Here is a 16942-nt window from a genome sequence, read left to right on the forward strand (position 1 = left end):
GAGTATTTCCCTGCTTAGTAAGTAATATAAATTAACACAGGATCTTGATGATTTTTCAAACCAGTTTCTATAAAAGCAAAAATCTTCTGTTAATTGAAGATTGTGAGCCCGTGCGAGCGTCAATTAAAGGTATGTTGCAACAAATTGGCTTTGACAATATTACCACTGTTAGTGATGCCGCGCAGGCAATGCAACTGGCAAATAAAGATAACTTTGACTTTATTTTGGCTGATTTTGATTTAGGTGCGGGTAAGAACGCTCTGCAATTTTTTACCGAGTTAAGCCAACAAGCTTTATTACGTATAGGCTGTTGTGTCCTGTTAACCAGTGCTGAACCGCGCCGCTTGCCGGTGTTGGGTGTTATTCACGGCGCGCCTGACGCCTTTATACTAAAACCCTTTTCTTATGTAGAGCTAGAAAAACGTTTAGCCAAAGCATGGAGTAACCGCGTTAAATTCCGTAAGGTTTATCAGGCATTACGCCAGCATAACTATAAAACCGCGCAGCTAGAGCTAGACCCTATTATTAACGCGAAGAACTCAACTTCGTTATTGGCGCTGCGTTTAATGGCCGAAGTGCTCGTGGCTGAAGGCAGTTACAGTGCGGCATTAAAATTATATGAACAGGTAATACAACAGCGCGATTTTAGCTGGGCCAGATTAGGTCAAGCCGTGGCAACCTTACAAATAGAAGATTTTGCCGCTGCCGAGTTATTGTTGATCCCGTTACTTGAGTTAGATGATATTCGCCCAGAAGCGCTAGAGTGGTTAGCTTGTCTGTATTTACGCCAAAATAACATTGAATTGGCAATAAAACAGTTAGTCGAGCTACTTAAATTAGATAATTCGCATTTAGCTGCGCATAGCGTTATAGCAAGCAGTTGGTTGTGGCAGGGCCAGCCTGATGAAAGCAGTAAATATTGGCAAAAATTAATTCAACAATACCGGTTTTCTGCTTTTGATCAGCCCGATTATTATTTTGCCTTAACTCGTATTCAGCTTGAACAAACACTGCGTAGCAAACAAAGTGATTTTTTGACCATGCTTAAAAAAACGGTTGATGCACTGGCGATGATGCCGCAAAAGTTAATTAACGAACAGACTGAGCCAGTTACTGCCGTGCTTCGCGCTCGGCTTATGTTATTGCAAGGTAATATTGCTCAAGCTAAACAACAGTTTTTACAGCTGTCTGCAGAAAAAGTGGTGGCAGAGCCGGCGGCAATATTAGATATGGCGAGGTTGGCCTTTGCACTGGGTGATATAAAAAATTCAGAAGCCTACCTTAGCCAATTAAAACAATTTACCCCACAAAAGCCTGATCTAACGGGTGAGTATCAACGTTTATCTGCAGAGTTTTTGGTAAAACAAGAGCTGCAACTTCGCACCGAGATCCGCCAGTGGAATCAAGCAGGCATGGAACAGGCACAAGCAGGTAATATACCGCAGGCGATTAGCCAATTACGCCAAGCTTTTATGTTTATGCCTTGTAATACGGCTTTGATCCTTAATTTTCTGCAGACGATAAGCCAGCTTCCGGCCGATAGAACACTAAAAGCACTAGCTAAGTTAGCAATGGTCGCACTTGAATTTAGTAATAAAACCGCGGCTAACCAACAACGTTTAGAGCAGTTATTACCGCAGTTGCCAGAAATGTATTTTGATTAATTACCAATGAGGACGCCTGATTTATGTTGATGTTAGTATCACCGGCCAAAGATCTTGATTTTGAACCTAGCGCCAAGACATTAGCGGTAACCCAGCCTGATATGTTAGCGCAAAGCCAGCAGTTGATTGCTATTTGTAAAACACTGACACCTGCTGATTTATCCTCCTTAATGCATATTAGCGACAAGCTAGCGGGCTTAAACGTTGCTCGGTTTAGCCAGTGGCAAACGCCTTTTACCGAAGATAATGCCAAGGCCGCGCTATTTGCTTTTAATGGCGACGTGTATCAAGGGCTTGATGCCAATAGCTTAAACGACGACGATATTAGCTTTGCCCAACAACATTTGCGTATTTTAAGCGGGCTTTATGGCGTATTACGCCCTCTAGATTTAATGCAGCCGTACCGATTAGAAATGGGCACTAAATTAGCCAATGATAATGGTAAAGATCTCTATGCGTTTTGGCAGGGCAGTATTACAGAGCAGTTAAACCAACAACTGGCAGTATTAAAATCTGATGTGGTTGTTAACCTGGCTTCACAAGAATATTTTAAAGCGGTAAAAACTAAGCAATTAAATGCGCGCTTAATCACGCCGGTATTTAAAGACTTTAAAAATGGCCAATATAAAATTATCAGCTTTTTTGCAAAAAAGGCTCGAGGTTTAATGGCTCGCTATATTATTCAGCAACGTATAACCAGTGCCGGTCAACTAAAAACCTTTGATAGTGCCGGCTACGTGTATAGTGCAGAGCAATCTAGTGCACAAGAGTTAGTGTTTTTACGTCATAGCGCAGAATAAGCGCTGCGCTGGCGCAGGCTTTTTTGTTACAATGCCGCTCTTTGCTCGTAGCGGCTTTGCACTGGTGTAATAGATGAAATTTCCCGGCCTGCGTAAAATTAAACATTACTTCCCCGTATCTCAGCCAAAACCTCAGCTACCAAGCTTTGAAGTACGGCCAGAGCTTGATACCTATATCGTAGGTTTAGACCAAACTATTGTTGACGTTGTCGCAAGCGTGAGTGATGAGTTTTTAACTAAGCACGCTATTCCTAAAGGTTTATCTAATTTGGTTGCGCATGACAAAGCCAATATTATTTACCAAGAACTGATCAACAATCAGGCAATTTCAGATCACTTTGCTGGTGGCACTATCGGCAATACTATTCATAATTATTCAGTACTGGCCGATGACAAATCGGTATTACTTGGTGTTATGTCGGCCAATATCGCTTTAGGCTCACCAGCCTATCATTATGTGCGTCATACCAGCTCTAAAGTGGATATGAATCATCTGCAAGGCGTATCTGGTGATATAGGTCGTGGTATTACCATGATTACGCCAGACGGTGAGCGCACCTTTGTTATTGACCCCAGCGATATGGATGAGCTTTGCCCCGACTATATTCCAAACGATATTATCGCCGGTGCTGCAGCCTTTGTTGTTAGTGCGTACCCACTGCGCGCCACTGATAAACCTATTCAGCAAGCGATGTTAACGGCATTAGAAACAGCGAAGGCGCACAATGTGCCTATTGTTATGAGCTTGGGTACCCGGCATTTGGTAGAAGAAAATCGCGAACTTATTTTATCGACAATAAAAAAATACGTAAACGTAGTGGCAATGAATGAGCTAGAAGCTGAAGCGCTAACGGGGTTGGTTGACCCGCTGCAATCGGCGGCGGCTATTTTAGATTACACCGATATGGTACTTATTACCGCTGGGCCAGAAGGCCTGTATTTATGCGGCCATACTGACGAAAGCGCAAAACGTGAAAGCAGTAACCCGATTAAATCAGCCAGTTTAGCTGATTTTAATCAGTACGAGTTTAGTCGGCCGATGTTGCGCCGTGAATGCACTAATCCGTTAAAAGTATTCTCGCACATTAGCCCCTACTTAGGTGGGCCAGAGCGGATTAAAAACACCAATGGTGCTGGCGATGGCGCGTTATCGGCCATTTTGCATGATATGGCGGCAAACCATTTTCACAAGCAAGTGCAGCCGTTATCGGGCAAACATGAGCAGCCGTATTTAGCTTATTCCTCATTTGCACAAATTTGTAAATATGCAAACCGTGTTAGCTATGAAATTCTTGTCGAAAATGCGTCCAGGTTGTCTAAAGGTTTACCTGAACGCGAAGATGTTTTAGAAGAGGCATATTGGGAGCGCTAAGCGGTTAAATAACCGCTTTTAAACCCTGCTCGGTTTCTGTGATATAGCGCTGTGGCATAAAGCTTTCGGCGCTAGCTTCTTGCATAGCCTGAGCAAATTTGCTTGGTTTATCTTCCTGCAATAAGCAGCCAGGTAGTAAATTAGAGTAAATTTCATCAAAGCGACGTACTTCTGTTTCACTAACCCGACGGTAAATGTGCGAGCGATTTAGCTCTGCGGTGTGGGTTAAGCCGGCAGAGGCGATAATTTCCATTGCCGCGTGTACGGTGCCTTTATGAAAGCGAGCCACACGGTTGCCCTTATCTGGAACATCTAAACCCTTGCTTAGCTTAGGATCTTGCGTGGCCACTCCGGTTGGGCATTTGTTGGTGTTACATACCAGTGATTGCACGCACCCTAAGGCGATCATCATGCCGCGCGCGCTATTGCATATGTCAGCGCCAAGCGCGAGATTTTTCACAATATGAAAACCGTTAAATACCTTGCCGCTAGCAATAACGCGAATATGTTTTTTTAAGTCAAAGCCAACTAATATATCGCAAACAAAAGCTAAGGCTTCGCGCAGTGGCATACCGACTGAGTTGGAATATTCCAAAGGCGCAGCACCGGTGCCGCCTTCGCCGCCATCAACGGTAATAAAGTCAGGGTAAATACCGGTATTTACCATGGCTTTACATAGTGCAACAAATTCACTGGTGCGGCCAATAGCAAATTTAAAGCCCACGGGTTTGCCCTCTGCTAGCTGGCGCAATTGGGCGATAAAATGCATCATCTCCAGCGGCGTACTAAAAGCGCTATGTCCTGGCGGTGAATCTACTTCAGTACCTACTTCCACTAAACGAATGCGGGCAATTTCAGCCGTGTTTTTATCTGCCGGCAAAATACCACCGTGGCCGGGTTTAGCACCTTGTGATAGTTTAATTTCAATCATTTTAATGCTGGGCAGGGTGGCAACTTTGGCAAAAGATACCGGATCAAACTTACCTTGTTGATTACGACAACCAAAATAACCGGTACCAATTTGCCACACTAAATCGCCACCGTGTTCTAGGTGGTAATCACTTACGCTACCTTCACCGGTGTTATGGTAAAAGCCGCCAATTGCAGCACCTTTATTCAGTGCTCTAATCGCATTATTGCTTAGCGCACCAAAGCTCATGGCTGAGACATTAAAAATACTCGCCATATAAGGCTGGGTGCATTGCGGTCCGCCAACTCGAACTCTGGCTTCTGGGTCACTCGCTTTATGATGCAGTGCGGCAATTGAATGGCCAATCCATTCATAGCCAACGCGCTGTGTGTCTAATTTGGTGCCATAGGGGGTAGAGTCGCGGCTGCCTTTAGCGCGTTGATAAATAACGTCACGGTGCATCCGGTTAATGGGCGTGCCGTCGGTGTCCGATTCAAAAAAATACTGGCGTAAAAATGGCCGAAAATATTCCATTGTCCAGCGGGCATGACCCACTACTGGAAAATTACGCAGTAAGGTATGCCGTTTTTGCATAATATCGGCAATACCACGAGCAATAATGGGTACGAGTATTATGAGCAGCCACGGTGCCGCTGGCCAAATTAAGCTAAGTAAATAAACCGCAAGTAATGAAAACACGGCAAATAAGGCAAAGGTTAAGCGCATACTAATTCCACAAACAAATTATACTTGCGCTTACCTTAGCATATTTAGCTGCTATCAGCTTGGCTGGAATGCCTGTTCCAGCATACGGAAACTACCAGCAGTCGCATCAAGTTCAACCTTAGCGCCAACCGGTAAAATAAATTGCTGTTTAATATGGCCAATCATTGCACCACGGTATGCCGGAATATTAAGTGGTTTAATATGGTCATCAAATATTTGGTCCATAGTTAACCAGCCATAGCCACCGCTTGGCCGACAATCAGTACATTCACCAAAAATAAAGCCCGCTATTTTATCTAGTGCACCCATCAGTTTTAGTGTGCTTAACATGCGATCAACGCGATAGGGCGCTTCTTCAACGTCTTCAATAAATAAAATTTTACCAGTAAAATCAGGCAAGTACGGCGAGCCCGCTAGTGAGGTTAGTACGGTTAAATTACCGCCAACCAGTTCGCCTTGAACTTTGCCTGGGGTAATAGTAATGGTACGGTTTTGCCTGGGTGCTAGCTCATCTTTAGCATCGAGCACGTTTTGATACTGCATTAGCTCACGTTCGAAAAACACCCGTCTAAATTGGTCAGCGTTAAAGCTATTCCAGCTTCCCGTGCCGTTAGGGCCATGAAAGGTAACTAAACCAGTTTGTGCACCAATAGCGTTATGCAGCGCGGTAATGTCAGAGTAACCGAGTAAAATTTTCGGGTTATTACGAATTAATGGATAATCGAGTAAGGGTAAAACGCGAGCCGCACCAGAACCACCACGTAAGCAAATTATCGCTTTAACCTCTTTATCGGCAAACATAGCATTGATGTCGCTAGCGCGTTCAGCATCGGTGCCGGCTAAATGGCCGCGGCGTGATGCTAAATGTTTACCGGTTTTTACCTTTAAGCCTAAGGCTTGCATGACTTCAGTAGCAATTTGCAGATCAAGCATGTTGTCAGTAGCTTTAGACGGGCTAACCAGGGCAACGGTGTCGCCGGGATTAAGTTGCACTGGTAAAATACGATTAGTTAATTTGCTGGCAGGGGCAGCAATGACACTCGCGCAGCTGGCTAAAGGGATTAAGGTAGCAGCAAGGGCGCAGTTTTTTATAAATTGTCTTTTATCCATTACGCAACTCCAGTTGGCTAATAATTTATTCAGCTTATCAATAGCAGCTTTACTAAATAATTCCAACTGTGTCTGGCATAAATGCGATAACTGCCACAGTTTTTAGGGGTGGCAGTTATAATAATAAGAGTTTATTTTTTGGTTTTTTTGGCTAATTTTTTGGCCGCTGCTTTAGTTGGCTTTTTCTTTTTTACCGGCACGTTGGCTTCTTTGTTTTTTGCTCTTAAACCTTCTATGTTACGGCGTTTCAGTTTCTGTTCATGATAACGCTCAACTTTAGCCAGAATTCCCATATCGTGTGCTTCTACTAACGAAATTGCCGTGCCTTTTTTGCCCGCACGACCGGTACGACCAATGCGATGTACGTATACATCGGCGGTACGCGGCATATCAAAGTTAATAACGTGGCTAATATCGTCAATATCTAAACCGCGGGCGGCAATGTCGGTAGCTAATAAAATATTAACCCGACCCGAACTAAAACGCTCTACCGCTTGCATGCGTTTATCTTGCGGCATTTCGCCTTGCAACCAACCGCAGCGTAAACCAGCAGTTTCTAGCTGGCCAGTTAAGCTGGCTAAACGTTCACGGGTTTTAATAAACACAATAGCTTTGGTAACATCTTCTTGTTTTAGCAAATGAATTAAAAGTGCCAGTTTATGCTGGGCATCATCAGCTAAGTGCACCCACTGCAGAATTTTCGCTTTTTCTTTACGTGACGGAATAGCTTCGACTCGTTCCGGTTCTTTTAGCGCTTTTTCAGCAAAACGCTCTAAATTATTGCCTTCTAACGTAGCAGAAAACAAAAATGTTTGCCGGCGGCGGCGTGCTTCTAGCACGATACGGTTCATTTCGCCAATAAAGCCCATATCTAGCATGCGGTCGGCTTCGTCTAAAATAAGCACTTCGATTTCATCTGCTTGAAAGCTTTCTTCGTCTAAATATTCGGTTAAACGGCCGGGGGTGGCGACTAAAATATCGTTGTTTTTCTCTAAAGTGTCTTTATGGCTGCCGTAGTTAATGCCACCAGTAATTACACCCACGTTTAAATTGGTGTGCTGGCTAAAAAACTTAAACTCGTCATATACCTGATAGGCCAATTCACGCGTTGGTAGCATAACCAACACTCTAGCGAACCCTGGGTCTTTACGGCCAAAATCCAGTAAGTACTGAATAGCAGGTAGCACAAAGGCTAGGGTTTTACCGGTACCGGTAGGCGCGCTGGCCAAGATGTCTTTGCCTTCTAGCGCTAATGGGATCGCCATTTCCTGGATCAGTGTGGGTTCGACATAACCACGAGCACTAATTGCGCGGTTAATATCGTCGTCCAGTTGAAAATCTGCGAATGTTGTCATCTTGTCCTCAGCATTATTGCCTAACCGGTGACACTGCGTCTGCTTCGCCGTAAACTAGCGGCAGGAGGTGCTAATGTCAGCTGGTTTTCAATGTAAAAAATTCTATGTTGCTCATGACCAATGTGCGATGAAAGTCGGCACTGATGGTTTATTGCTTGGCGCTTTTGCGCCGTTGCCGCAGCCAGGCCGCCCTATTTTGGATATTGGCACTGGTTCTGGCTTAATCAGTTTGATGTTAGCTCAACGTAGCTGCGGTGCAAATGCTATTGATGCTATCGAGTTAGACAACACTGCCGCCTTGCAAGCTGCCACTAACATAGCCAATAGTCCTTGGCCAACAGCTGTGCAACTGATAAAGGGCGACATTCTAACCTATCAGAGCAATAAACGTTACAGCTTAATTGTGTCTAATCCGCCGTTCTTTCAACAAGCATTGCCTGCAACTGATGCCAGACGACATCAGGCCAGACATACCGATAGTTTACCCTTTGCTCGCTTGCTAGAAAAAGCCAAAGCATTGTTAGTAGAAGAGGGGGTTTTTGCGGTAGTACTACCCCTGGTTAGTGCTGAAATATTTTGTGCGTTAGCCCAGCAGCAGGGCTGGTTTGTTTCGCGCTATTGCGCGGTTAAAGCTACACCCAATAAACCGATACTACGGGCATTGCTGTGTTTACGCTTACAGCCCAGTACGAAAACCGAGTATCAGCTAATTATTACCGCCGCCGATGGTAGCTACAGCCAAGACTATAAAGCGTTATTAAAAGATTTTTATTTGAAGTTCTAATACGCCTATAGCTGCTGCGCTATTTCTTGCAAAATTTGGCTAACCCAGTCGTTTAGTCGCTCATCGGTAAGGTCGTATTGGTTTTCATCATCGAGCGCTAAACCATAAAATAATTCGCCATCCTCGGTTAAGGCTTTAGAGGCAATAAAGTCGTAACCGGCGCTAGGCCAAAAACCAATACGGCTGCATTGTTGCGGCGCTATTACATCGTGCAGCATACCGACGGCATCGATAAACCATTCGGCATAGCCAATTTGATCGCCCATACCATAAATGGCAATAATTTTACCGTTAAGATCAACGCTGCTGATATCATCCCAATGCGCTTCCCAGTCTTCTTGAATTTCGCCAAAATCCCAAGTTGATAAGCCGAAAATTAACGTATCGTAATCGGCCATTTTGCTTAGCGGTATGTGTTTAATATTGTTCAGCTCTACAGTATCAGCACCAATTAATGCTTGAATTTTTTCTGCCACTATTTCGGTGTAACAGGTGGTTGAACCATAGAATAAACCAATTTTCATAGCGCGCTCGCAACAGCAGATAAAACAAGTACAGGGGCGCGCAGTGTAGCAGATTAGCCGGCTGAGAAAAATCCTCTCTTTGCCCAATGCTTAGGCTTGCGCTACCATGGCGGCAGTTTTTTAGGTGGGTGACCATGGCAGAGCAAGTAGCACAACCCCAAGCGGCCGATCTTTCGCTAATTACCGAGTTTCTTGATCAGTTGTGGTTAGATAAAGGTGTAAGTGAGCATACACGTAGCGCTTATGGCACAGATTTAAAGAAATTCGCACTATTTATTGCCACACAGCAGCATACTTTAATTAATGTAGATAGTTTATTAGTTAATCAGTATTTGGCGCACCGGGTAGATAAGGCCTTTAGCCCGCGCAGCACGTCACGAGCGTTAAGTAGCTTGCGACAATTTTATGCCTATGCCCATCAAACGGGTAAAATAACCAGCAACCCGCTAACCCAGTTACTTAACCCTAAAATAGGCCGTAGCTTACCTAAATCGCTATCTGAGCAAGATGTGGATACCTTGCTAAATGCGCCTGACTTAACCGACCCAATACAGTTTCGCGATAAAGCCATGCTTGAGCTGTTATATGCCAGTGGCCTTAGGGTGTCGGAATTAGTTGGTCTTAGCATGCAACAAATTAACCTGCAACACGGTCTAGTAAGAGTGTTAGGTAAAGGGCAGAAAGAGCGGTTAGTGCCAATGGGCGAAGAGGCTGCGCACTGGTTAATGCGTTATTTGCGTGAAGTACGGGTGGTTTTACTTGGCGGACAACAGCTAGATGTGGTGTTTCCTAGTAGCCGAGCGCAGCAAATGACGCGGCAAACGTTCTGGCACAGGGTTAAGTTTTATGCCAAAGTAGCGCACATTCAGGCTGAGCTATCACCGCATACATTGCGCCACGCTTTTGCTACCCATTTATTAAACCATGGCGCCGATTTACGCGTTGTACAAATGTTGCTAGGTCATAGTGATTTATCAACAACACAAATTTATACCCATGTTGCGCAGGCTAGGTTACAAAGCTTGCATCAGCAACATCACCCGCGCCCCTAGGCGTTGAATAGGAAATAATATGAATAAGTTTGTAATAGCCTTGTGTGGTATTGGATTAATGGCCTCAGTGCAGGCGCAAGTTAAGGCTCCTACAGCAGAGTATGACCAAGTTCGTCAACAATTTAGCCAGCTGAATTTAAAAGTGAATTCGGTTGCTGATGCGCCCATGGCGGGTTTGTTGCAGGTGTTTACTGACCGTGGATTATTTTTCACGACAAAAGATGGCCAATATTTTATTGAAGGCAATATTTATGACTTAACTAACAAAGTGTTGGTTAACGACGCGCAAATGCGGCCTTACATTCAGCAAAAGGTAGCGGAGAGTAAAAACGACGTTATTGAATATACCGCTAAAAATGAAAAGTATGTTATTAACGTATTTACTGACCCTACCTGTGGTTACTGCCGTAAGCTACATAACGAAATGCAAGAATATAATGACGCGGGTATTACCGTGCGTTATTTGGCGTTTCCACGCGGTGGTTTAGACTCTGAAACCTACTTACAGATGCAACATATTTGGTGCGCTAAAGATAGCCGTAGTGCTTTGTCAGCTGCTAAAGAAGGTAAGTCAGTTAAGCCCGCGATGTGTAATAACCCAGTAAAGGCGCAGTATGAATTGGGTCAGTCATTTGGTGTTAGTGGTACACCGGCGATAATTTTACCCAGTGGTCGGTTAATCCCAGGCTACCAGCCGGTAAAAGCATTATTGGCGCAATTAAAAGCAGAATCTTAAATAGTTATGACAACGATCAATCGTTTTATTCAGCGCCGGGTTTTGCCCGGCGTTTTTACAGAGTTAGCGGCTGTTTCTCATCCAGTATTAGCGCGCTTATATGCTAGCCGAGGCATTAGCGCTATGGCACAGTTAGAGCGTGGTGCTGGCGCTTTGTTACCGTTTAGCGCATTAAAAGGTATTGATGATGCGGTTAAATTGCTAATTGACGCCTTACAACAGCAGCAGCGGATTGTGGTAGTCGGTGATTTTGATGCCGATGGCGCAACCAGCACTGCAGTATTGCTCAGTGGCCTAGCCGCATTAGGTTTTAAGTATGTTGAATACTTAGTACCTAACCGCTTTGAATATGGCTATGGCTTAACCCCGCCGATGGCTGAATTAGCGGTAGCGCAAGGGGCAGAGCTTATAGTTACCGTCGACAATGGTATTTCTGCCATTGATGGCATAGCGCTAGCCAAAAAGGCTGGAGTGAAGGTGTTGGTTACCGACCATCACCTAGCGGGGCACGAGTTGCCCAATGCCGATGCCATTGTTAACCCTAATCAGCCAGGTTGTACCTTTCCTAGTAAAGCGTTGGCCGGTGTCGGCGTGGCGTTTTATCTATTAATGGCGCTACGGGCAAAACTACGCGAGCAAAACTATTTTACTGAAAACCGCCTAGCTGAACCTAATTTAGCCGAACTGCTCGACTTAGTGGCATTGGGCACCGTAGCCGACGTCGTGCCGCTGGATACCAATAATCGTATTTTGGTGTATCAAGGTTTAATGCGTATTCGCAGCGGTAAATGTCGCCCAGGTATTCAGGCTTTGATAGACGTAGCAAATCGCAATACGGCAAAGTTAACCGCCAGTGATTTTGGTTTTGCGCTGGCGCCACGCTTAAACGCCGCCGGCCGGTTAGATGATATGTCGTTGGGTATAAGTTGTTTGCTAGCTAAAGATTTAGGTCTAGCGCGCCAGTATGCTGCCGAGCTAGATAGTTTAAACGTCGAGCGGCGTGCGATAGAGCAAAGCATGCAAGTTGAAGCTCAAGCATTTTTAAGCCAGTTGTCGTTTGATGGGGCAGAACTACCGGAATGCTTGTGTTTATATCGACACGATTGGCACCAAGGGGTTATTGGTATTTTGGCCGGGCGCATTAAAGAGCAATTTCATCGGCCAACTATCGTGTTTGCCCAAGGTGATGACGGCGAGCTAAAAGGCTCGGCGCGGTCAATTAATGGCTTACATATTCGTGACTTATTAGATGAAATTTCTACTCAGTATCCAGGCTTAATTAAAAAGTTTGGTGGCCATGCTATGGCAGCAGGATTAACCATTGATGAGGACCGGCTAGACACGTTTAAATTAGCGCTAAATTTAACGGCGAAAAAGCACCTCACGCCTGAGCAATTAACTGCGGTTATTTACACCGATGGCGAATTGCCGGCTGACTGTTTTGCGCTTGATTTTGCCCAGTTATTGCAGAACTCTGGTCCTTGGGGGCAAGCCTTTCCAGAGCCGGTATTTGATGGTGAGTTTCAGCTGGTTAGTCAAAAAATGCTCGCCGACAGGCATTTAAAAATGATGCTACAAACCGGTGATGGCAAGCTAGTCGATGCAATTTGGTTTAATGCAGATAACAAAGCTTGGCCGAATGTTAACGTGCAAAAAGTGCAGCTAGCCTATCAGTTAGACATTAACGAGTATCGCGACAAACAAAACTTGCAATTAATTATAAGACATATGGTGAGTATTGATGCTTAGTAGGTGCACTGCGAGTAATAAATTTGCTACAATCGCCGCCTATTTTTTATCCCATGATTCAAGGTTACAAACAACAGCATGTTAGAAGTTAATCCGGCATATATCAGCATTAAAGACCTAACTGAACGTACTAACGTGCTTCGGGGGTATCTTTGACTACGATAGCAAAAAAGAGCGCTTAGAAGAGGTTTCTCGCGAGTTAGAAAGCTCGGCTATTTGGAACACTCCAGATAAAGCCCAAGCGCTAGGTAAAGAGCGTTCTAGCTTAGAGCAAATTGTCGGCACTATCGACACGTTAGATCGCGGCCTTGAAGATGTGGAAGGCCTAATTGAACTTGCGGTTGAAGCTCAAGATGAAGAAACCTTTGAAGAAGCCAAAGCTGAATTAGCTGATTTAGACAAGCAACTCAGCTTGCTAGAATTTCGCCGTATGTTTTCCGGCAACCATGATCAGAATGACTGTTACCTTGATATTCAGTCAGGCTCAGGTGGCACTGAGGCACAAGACTGGGCCAGCATACTGATGCGGATGTATTTACGCTGGGGTGAAGATAAAGGCTTTAAACCCGAGTTATATGAAGTTACCGATGGCGACGTAGCCGGCATTAAAGGCTGCACTATTAAGTTTTCTGGCGAGTATGCTTATGGCTGGTTACGCACCGAAACTGGTGTACACCGTTTAGTGCGAAAAAGCCCGTTTGACAGCGGTAATCGCCGCCATACCTCGTTTGCATCGGTATTTGTCTCACCTGAGATTGACGATGATATTGAAATTGAAATCAACCCGTCAGATTTACGTATCGATACCTATCGCGCCTCGGGTGCCGGTGGTCAGCACGTAAACCGAACCGATTCAGCGGTACGTATTACCCACGTGCCCACTAATATTGTGGTGCAGTGTCAAAACGACCGTTCTCAGCATAAAAACCGTGACAACGCTTACAAGCAATTGCGTGCCAAGCTATATGAGTATGAATTGCAAAAGCAAAATGCGGAAAAGCAGGCATTAGAAGATACCAAGTCTGATATCGGTTGGGGCAGCCAAATTCGCTCTTACGTACTAGATGATGCGCGGATTAAAGATTTACGCACCGGCATTGAAACGCGTAACACCCAAGCGGTGTTAGATGGCGATTTAGATAAATTTATTGAAGCTAGCTTAAAGGCTGGCTTGTAGTTGTTAACGATCGAAACTTTCGATCTCAATCAGGAAAAGCACTATGTCTGACCAACCACAACAGCAAGAAGAAATACAGGACGTAAACAAACTGATTGCTGAGCGAAAACATAAGCTGGCTGCGCTGCGTGCTGATGGCTTTATGTTCCCGAATGATTTTCGCCGTGACAGCATATCAAGTGATCTTATTGCCAAATATGATCACTTAAGTAAAGAAGAATTAGAGCAAGAAAAAGTAACGGTTAGCCTAGGCGGTCGTATTCTTACTCGCCGTATTATGGGTAAAGCCAGCTTTACAACTATCTCCGATATGGGCGGCAAAATTCAGTTATATGTAGCACGCGACAGCCTGCCTGAAGGTGTATATAACGACCAGTTTAAAAAGTGGGATTTAGGCGACATTATTGGTGCAACTGGGCATTTATTTAAAACTCAAACTGGCGAGCTAACAGTATGGTTAAGTGACATTCGCCTGCTAACCAAAGCGCTGCGGCCACTACCCGATAAGTTTCATGGCTTAACCGATAACGAAGCGCGTTACCGCCAGCGTTACCTCGATTTAATTTCGAATGAGCAATCACGTAATACCTTTTTAGTGCGTAGCAAAACCGTAGCCTATATTCGCCGTTTCTTTACTGACGAAGGCTTTTTAGAAGTAGAAACGCCAATGCTGCAAGCTATTCCTGGTGGTGCTTCGGCACGCCCATTTGAAACCCACCACAACGCGCTAGATATGCAGATGTTTTTGCGTATTGCTCCTGAGCTGTATTTAAAGCGTTTAGTGGTTGGCGGCTTTGAAAAGGTGTTTGAGCTTAACCGTAATTTCCGTAACGAAGGCGTATCTACTCGACATAATCCAGAATTTACCATGTTAGAGTTTTACTGGGCCTATGCCGATTACAACGACTTAATGGACCTAACTGAAAAGTTATTCCGTGGTTTAGCGCTGCACGTTTTAGGTAGTACTGAAGTGCCGTATCAAGGCGAAGTGTTCGACTTTGGTAAGCCCTTTGCACGCATGTCGGTAACCGAATCTATTTTGCACTACAACCCAACAGTTACAGCAGAACAACTTGCTACTCGCGAGTCGGTAGCTGAGCTGGCAAAAAGTTTAGGCATTGAAGTTAAAGCTAACTATGGCCATGGTCGTATTTTAATGGAAGTATTTGATGAATTGGTAGAAACCAAGTTACGTCATCCTACTTTTATTACCGAATACCCAGCTGAAGTATCACCGCTGGCGCGGCGTAACGACCATAACCCAGCTATTACCGACCGCTTTGAGTTCTTTATTGGTGGTCGAGAGCTAGGTAACGGTTTTAGCGAATTAAACGACGCTGAAGATCAAGCTGAACGTTTTCGCGAGCAGGTGGCACAAAAAGATGCCGGCGACGATGAAGCGATGTTTTATGATGAAGACTTCGTTACCGCATTAGAGCACGGTTTACCGCCAACAGCTGGCCAAGGTATAGGTATTGACCGCTTGGTTATGTTGCTTGCTGACGCGGCATCAATTCGTGACGTTATTCTGTTTCCGCATATGCGTTTACAGCACGAAAAATAACTATTTCTACCAAAGCTAGAGCTATAATTAAAGCCAGACTGTACAGTCTGGCTTTTTTGCTTTCTTACTCGGTAAAGCTTACTGTAAGTAAGTAATTTCTACCGCTAATAGTCAGCCGCCGTTAATATCTAAAATGTTATTTTTATAGTTAAGCTACTGTTTTGGCAATGTTTTAAATTAATGGTATAGCCATTGCAGTAGTTAAGATGTATTTCACAGCATAGTGCTGAATTTTTTAGCCTTAATCAAGGAGACATCTTATGGCTACTTCACAACCTACATTAGCGCAAAGTAATAGTTCATTAAATGCACCCGTAACTGAACGTGCCAGCCAAGCTGCGCATCATGCGGTAGATAACGTAGCAACAAAAGCCTCAGCGGCTGAAGACACGCTACGTAAAACTGCCGCTGAATCAGCCGAGGCTATTGCGCAAAAGCAAGAGGCGATTAAGCAACAACTGCAAAGTTCATACAGCAAAACGCGTGAACTTGCAGCACAAAACCCATTAGCTACTGCCGGTATTGCCTTTGCCGCGGGTGTGCTATTTACTGCTTTACTACGTCGTCGCTAGGCCAAGCTTATGCAAAGCCGACATTCTGCAGAGGCGCCAGAGCAGGCGCCTGCTGCTGATAACCAAGCTGCTCAGCCAAAGAACATGGCTGAGCAAGCCTTTGAACAACTTACTGAACTGGCCGCCATTAGCTGGTCAGTTACGGCTAATTATACTGAGCAAGTAAAGCTTACCGGCCAAACAGCCAATGCCGAATGGCAGTTATCTAGCCGTAGTTTAGTTATTGCTGCCGCACTTATTGTATTCTTTGGTGCCGGTCTTATTCTGCTTTGGGGCAGTATTCTATTACTACTGGGTTATTTGCTATTTCAAGCCACTATGTCATTGGCAATAACTGCGGTGGCACTATTTGTCCTGCAATTTGGCGCATTACTTTGGTGTTGGCGCAGCCTTGCCTATGTCTTAAAACAGGTTGGTTTTAAGCAAACTTGGCGGCATATTCGCAGAATGTTGCGGGTTAAAGACAAGGATCCAGGCCATGCTGATTGATAAACTACTAGTACGACGGCGCATTAAGGTAGCGCGGCTGGCAGAAAAAAGCCGCAAGCAGCAACAGTGCATTCAGCTAGAAAGCCAGTTACTAAAACAACGCGCTAGCGAATTTATTGGTACACCACCAGGGTTAATGCTCAGCTTTAGCGCTGGCTGCTTATTTCAACTACGCCATAACAGCGCCGTTAAAACCATGCGCCGTTTGGTTGGGGTTCAATGGTTACGCTGGTTTTAATACGCTAGCACCGCCACCGCAATACAACTCTGAATTACACTCCAACTTTTCGTAAAAATTATAACATTAACAACTATTTGTATAATTAGCACACAGCTGTTTTGTGCTGTGCTATCAATT

Annotated in this window: 16 protein-coding genes; 12 read left to right on the plus strand and 4 right to left on the minus strand. The window is 44.7% G+C overall.

What is annotated here, in order from left to right:
- Nucleotides 1–47 precede the first annotated feature (47 nt).
- The 3 genes from E0Z06_RS03910 to E0Z06_RS03920 all read left to right on the plus strand — a co-directional run bounded on the left by E0Z06_RS03910 (nucleotide 48) and on the right by E0Z06_RS03920 (nucleotide 3836).
- Entirely contained in the window at nucleotides 48–1664 is a 1617-nt protein-coding gene (locus tag E0Z06_RS03910) for a response regulator (RefSeq protein ID WP_132582083.1), read from the plus strand.
- A gap of 23 nt (nucleotides 1665–1687) precedes the next feature.
- On the plus strand, nucleotides 1688–2464 hold the full coding sequence (gene yaaA, locus E0Z06_RS03915; protein ID WP_132582085.1) for a peroxide stress protein YaaA: 777 nt from the start codon (nucleotides 1688–1690) through the stop codon (nucleotides 2462–2464).
- A gap of 73 nt (nucleotides 2465–2537) precedes the next feature.
- Nucleotides 2538–3836 (plus strand): inosine/guanosine kinase, encoded by a 1299-nt coding sequence (locus E0Z06_RS03920; RefSeq protein WP_132582087.1) that lies wholly within the window; start codon nucleotides 2538–2540, stop codon nucleotides 3834–3836.
- A 4-nt stretch (nucleotides 3837–3840) separates the two neighbouring features.
- Here E0Z06_RS03920 and E0Z06_RS03925 read toward each other — a convergent pair whose 3' ends face one another.
- The 3 genes from E0Z06_RS03925 to srmB form a co-directional block, all read right to left on the minus strand.
- Nucleotides 3841–5472: an FMN-binding glutamate synthase family protein gene (locus E0Z06_RS03925; RefSeq protein ID WP_132582089.1), complete on the minus strand. Its 1632-nt coding sequence runs from the start codon at nucleotides 5470–5472 to the stop codon at nucleotides 3841–3843.
- Between the two features lie 54 nt (nucleotides 5473–5526).
- Nucleotides 5527–6582, minus strand: a complete 1056-nt coding sequence (locus E0Z06_RS03930; RefSeq protein WP_132582091.1) for an LD-carboxypeptidase — start codon at nucleotides 6580–6582, stop codon at nucleotides 5527–5529.
- Between the two features lie 131 nt (nucleotides 6583–6713).
- Nucleotides 6714–7937, minus strand: a complete 1224-nt coding sequence (srmB, locus tag E0Z06_RS03935; protein ID WP_132582093.1) for an ATP-dependent RNA helicase SrmB — start codon at nucleotides 7935–7937, stop codon at nucleotides 6714–6716.
- Between the two features lie 73 nt (nucleotides 7938–8010).
- Between srmB and E0Z06_RS03940 the strand changes: the two genes are divergently transcribed.
- A complete protein-coding gene (locus E0Z06_RS03940) occupies nucleotides 8011–8721 on the plus strand; it encodes a methyltransferase (RefSeq protein WP_132582095.1) in 711 nt (236 codons plus the stop codon).
- Nucleotides 8722–8726: 5 nt separating this feature from the next.
- On the opposite strand, the gene fldB is transcribed toward E0Z06_RS03940, so the two are convergent.
- Entirely contained in the window at nucleotides 8727–9245 is a 519-nt protein-coding gene (gene fldB / locus E0Z06_RS03945; protein WP_132582097.1) for a flavodoxin FldB, read from the minus strand.
- Nucleotides 9246–9379: 134 nt separating this feature from the next.
- Between fldB and xerD the strand changes: the two genes are divergently transcribed.
- From xerD to E0Z06_RS03985, 8 genes are all read left to right on the plus strand, one after another.
- Nucleotides 9380–10297, plus strand: coding sequence for a site-specific tyrosine recombinase XerD (xerD, locus tag E0Z06_RS03950; protein WP_132582099.1), 918 nt, complete (start codon nucleotides 9380–9382; stop codon nucleotides 10295–10297).
- Nucleotides 10298–10316: 19 nt separating this feature from the next.
- Nucleotides 10317–11033, plus strand: coding sequence for a bifunctional protein-disulfide isomerase/oxidoreductase DsbC (gene dsbC, locus E0Z06_RS03955; RefSeq protein WP_132582101.1), 717 nt, complete (start codon nucleotides 10317–10319; stop codon nucleotides 11031–11033).
- Nucleotides 11034–11039: 6 nt separating this feature from the next.
- Nucleotides 11040–12782 carry a single-stranded-DNA-specific exonuclease RecJ gene (gene recJ / locus E0Z06_RS03960; RefSeq protein ID WP_132582103.1) on the plus strand — a complete coding sequence of 581 codons (1743 nt, stop codon included), beginning with the start codon at nucleotides 11040–11042 and terminating at the stop codon, nucleotides 12780–12782.
- Between the two features lie 78 nt (nucleotides 12783–12860).
- A protein-coding gene (gene prfB, locus E0Z06_RS03965; RefSeq protein WP_165907371.1) for a peptide chain release factor 2 occupies nucleotides 12861–13959 on the plus strand; the annotation gives its coding sequence in 2 pieces (ribosomal slippage) (nucleotides 12861–12935 and nucleotides 12937–13959; 1098 coding nt in all).
- A gap of 43 nt (nucleotides 13960–14002) precedes the next feature.
- The gene (gene lysS, locus E0Z06_RS03970; protein ID WP_132582107.1) at nucleotides 14003–15523 is read left to right on the plus strand and encodes a lysine--tRNA ligase; all 1521 of its coding nucleotides are present in this window, start codon (nucleotides 14003–14005) and stop codon (nucleotides 15521–15523) included.
- Between the two features lie 260 nt (nucleotides 15524–15783).
- Nucleotides 15784–16095: a DUF883 domain-containing protein gene (locus tag E0Z06_RS03975; RefSeq protein WP_132582109.1), complete on the plus strand. Its 312-nt coding sequence runs from the start codon at nucleotides 15784–15786 to the stop codon at nucleotides 16093–16095.
- 9 nt (nucleotides 16096–16104) lie between these two features.
- Entirely contained in the window at nucleotides 16105–16584 is a 480-nt protein-coding gene (locus tag E0Z06_RS03980) for a hypothetical protein (protein WP_132582111.1), read from the plus strand.
- The gene (locus tag E0Z06_RS03985) at nucleotides 16574–16822 is read left to right on the plus strand and encodes a hypothetical protein (RefSeq protein WP_132582113.1); all 249 of its coding nucleotides are present in this window, start codon (nucleotides 16574–16576) and stop codon (nucleotides 16820–16822) included. Before E0Z06_RS03980 ends, E0Z06_RS03985 begins: the two co-directional genes overlap by 11 nt.
- The last annotated feature ends 120 nt before the right edge of the window (nucleotides 16823–16942 follow it).

Source organism: Rheinheimera sp. D18 (assembly GCF_004345025.1).
Taxonomy (GTDB): domain Bacteria; phylum Pseudomonadota; class Gammaproteobacteria; order Enterobacterales; family Alteromonadaceae; genus Alishewanella; species Alishewanella metallidurans.